Below are 3,514 nucleotides of genomic sequence, written 5' to 3'. Positions count from 1 at the left end.
TGTTGGAACTTTGAAGCTCCTCGCAAAGGCTGTATTAAACTGCACAGATTGCACCTTATTTTTCCATACATTCCACTCTGCACCCAAGCTTGGAGTAAATGGTGCCCAATTTCCTTCATATACCAATTGCCTGAGGTTCATGGAAAAAGACAATCTTTCATTGGGTTGAAAATTGGTGGATTGGTAAAGTTCCAACCGGGAATCTGTTGCCTCGTAACTGCTAAGATTCCCTACAATATTGGTGTACCTTATTCCGCTTTTTGAATTCCACTTTGGATGGATTTCCCAATCCAGATCAGTGGCAATAAAATATTGGGTGGTTTTATTGATAGAATTGATATTGAAAATCAGTTCATCCCGGACCAGCCCTGTCTTTGCATTCCAGATCTTATTTTTCCCAAAATGGAAATAATCCAAAACCCATCTTAAGTTTTGGTCCTGTTGGATATCATTGGTATTTGAACCGATGACAGGTTGGATCTGCCTATCTGTTTTGTTCCACCAAATGGCGCTGTTGATCTGGTTTTTGGAGTTTAAATTCCAGGCCAAATCCTGCATGACGCCCCATTGTTCAACTTTGGCATTTTCTTGTGATTCCATAGGTGTACCTATTTTCGACAGGTTTCGGAATGGAAAATTATTTTGGGCAAAATTTCTATAAAACCTGCTTCTTAAAGAGATTTTATCATTTGAGAAACCATACTGCACCTGTTGATTCCACCTACCAAAACTCCCGAACAGGGAAGCAACCTGCACCTGATGTCCACCCCCAAACTTTGGTTTGTTGTTAAGATGGATAGCACCGCCAATCGCATCAGTTCCGTACAAAGCCCCTCCGCTGCCAAAATGGACCGCCACCTGATCAAAGCCCCCAATTGGCAAAATAGAAAAATCCGCCTGCCCCAGAGAAGGACTGTTGATGGGAAGCCCGTTCCAAAAAACCGCATTATGGCCAGCGGAAGTGCCACGCATGGTCAATGAGGCCAACATTCCCGGGCCGTATTGTCTGAGGAAAAGACCTGTTCTTTGCTGTAGGTATTCGGACAGGACAAGGCCTTGAAAGGATTCCAGATCTTTTTCGGTTATGACCTGCACATGCTGCCCAATTGTGTATTTATCCAAGGGAGGAGTAAAAATTTCCACCTCGGGAAGCTGAACGGTATCGGATTCTGTAATAATGGGGAGTTCCTCACTTATATCAAAATGAAATACAGGAGAATTACCATCCATCATTGGGTTGGGGATGAAGTCTGCTTTCCACGCTAAAAGGGCCTGAAAAATATATACCGTCAATAAATACAATGCCTTGAGAATAAAATAATGTCTGACAATTATTTAATCCAAAGCCATTACGGGAAATAAATTGAGATAAAATATGAAACATTTAAGCAGTTACCTTTTCCTCAAAATGATAGAAGATCAGGTCTAAATACAGCCTATTTGTTTTTTTGTTCATCCCAGCCTTTCACCCGAAAGCTTTGAATACTGAGGAAAAAGGCAGGTCTCCTGGCTTCCCTGAATTTACCGGCCTTCTCATACGCCGCGGCGCACAATGGCATTTGAAGAGGGTAAACTACTATCCTGAATTGCTTCGAGATGGGGTTACAGTTGCGGGGACAGCTCCGGATTTTGACCGGATTCCCTTTTAATCCCGAGTGCCTGATATAGGTTCGGGAACCGCTTTCCACTGCAAACATAGGAAATGAAAAACTAAGAATTCACTTAATTATGGAATTTTGTTTAAGACATATATCAATTGGTTGAACATCATAAATTCATACTTTCTATATTTGAGGCAAAAGACCTTAATCCATGTCGAACCATTCTTCCCTTTACCTTCTGCTATTTTTTTATGTGTTATTTTCTGCCTGTGAAACCTCTATCTCTAACAATCTGTCAGACCTTGAGGAAGTCCCCAATCAATATGCAGAAGGGTTTGCTGTTTTTCAGGGGGAGGGATTCAAAGTCATTGAAGTCAAACAGGCCTTTCCCGGTGAACATGAGACTTTCAGATATTTGGTGGTGGAAAAGGCAGATATGGAGATTGACAGATCCGGTTTTGCTGCAACAGTAGAATTGCCCATTTCCAAAATCGTCATGACCTCCACTACCCACATACCCCATTTGGACTACCTTGGGGTTTCAGAGTTGTTGGCAGGTTTTCCTAACCTTGATTTGATCTCTTCCACTGCAACAAGGTCTTTAATTGATGAAGGCAAAGTGATGGATTTGGGTTCAGGTGCCCAGGCCAATATCGAAAAGATCATTGATCTCGAACCGGATTGGGTGATGATTTCAACCTTGGGTGATGACCTCAAAAATTTGGAGATATTGAAAGAAGCCATAATCCCGACTTTGCTCAATGGAGAATATGTAGAACAACATCCTTTGGGCCGTGCCGAATGGATTAAGTTTACAGGAGCCTTATTGGGAAAATTTGAAGAATCAGAGAAAGTTTTCAAAGACATTGAAGCAAATTACCTTGAAGCCGAAAAGCTGATTTCGGAAAGCATCCTTGACAAACCAAAAGTAATGGCAGGGGTCATGTACAAAGATATCTGGTATGTCCCCGGCAGTGATTCCTGGGGGGCAAGGTTGCTGGAAAAAGCTGGAGGAGATTACCTTTTTAATGAGCAAAAAGGAACCGGAAGCGTACAGTTAAGTTATGAGTATGTGCTTGAAAATGCGCAGGAAGCGGATTTTTGGTTAGGGGCTTCCGATTTCAGCAGTTTGACGGAAATGAAAAATTCTGATCCCAGATATGCCCATTTCCAGGCTTTTCAAAAAGGGAATGTGTATACCTACACTTCCAAAAAAGGTCCGACCGGAGGAATAGAGTATTTCGAGTTGGGATATTTGAGGCCTGACCTGATTTTACAAGATTTGATCAAAATCCTGTATCCGGAGCTTTTGCCGGAATATTCGCTTTATTTTTACAGCCAAATGCATGAAAAATAAATCCCCCAATACCATCTTGTTTGTCAGTGGACTGCTCCTATGCATGCTGGTATTTTGGGTGAATTTATCTATAGGGTCGGTTGCTATTCCTGTAGGGGAAGTTATAGGTAGATTCTTTGGGCAGGAATTTTCAAAAAGGTCATGGGAAACCATCGTCATAGGGTATCGGCTACCAAAAGCATTTACTGCGATTTTGGCTGGAATCACCCTTTCAATCAGCGGACTTCAGATGCAGACTTTTTTCAGAAATCCCTTGGCAGGACCATTTGTTTTGGGCATCAGTTCGGGTGCAGGTTTGGGTGTCGCTTTGTTGATTATGGCAGGTTCGGCTTTTGGCTGGTCGGTTTATTCAGGCGGGCTTGGCTTATGGGCAATCATTATTTCTGCCAGTACAGGTGGGGTACTTGTTCTATTATTGATGAGCTTGACAGCTTGGAAGGTGAAGGACAGTATGACTTTGTTGATTGTGGGATTGATGTTTGGTTCTGCCGTATCCGCATTGATTTCGGTCTTGGCATTTTTCTCCAATGCCGAGCAATTGAAGTTGTTTACAGTA

General features: G+C 42.3%; 3 protein-coding genes and 1 riboswitch. Of the genes, 2 read left to right on the top strand and 1 reads right to left on the bottom strand.

From position 1 onward, the window contains the following. Window positions 1-1,230 (bottom strand): TonB-dependent receptor (locus ACEW8O_RS17515; protein ID WP_373495922.1); only part of this gene is annotated, 1,230 nt, incomplete at its 3' end. Between the two features lie 248 nt (window positions 1,231-1,478). After that, a riboswitch (cobalamin riboswitch) is annotated at window positions 1,479-1,697 on the bottom strand. Window positions 1,698-1,812: 115 nt separating this feature from the next. Here ACEW8O_RS17515 and ACEW8O_RS17510 point away from each other — a divergent pair. Together ACEW8O_RS17510 and ACEW8O_RS17505 are read left to right on the top strand one after the other, a co-directional pair. Next, on the top strand, window positions 1,813-2,958 hold the full coding sequence (locus ACEW8O_RS17510; protein WP_373495921.1) for an ABC transporter substrate-binding protein: 1,146 nt from the start codon (window positions 1,813-1,815) through the stop codon (window positions 2,956-2,958). Next, on the top strand, window positions 2,948-3,514 hold a 567-nt coding region (locus ACEW8O_RS17505), incomplete at its 3' end, for an iron chelate uptake ABC transporter family permease subunit (RefSeq protein ID WP_373495920.1). The genes ACEW8O_RS17510 and ACEW8O_RS17505, both read left to right, overlap by 11 nt.

This window comes from Aquiflexum sp. (genome assembly GCF_041749095.1).
Taxonomy (GTDB): Bacteria; Bacteroidota; Bacteroidia; order Cytophagales; family Cyclobacteriaceae; genus Aquiflexum.
This window is presented reverse-complemented; position numbering and strand designations above follow the sequence as displayed.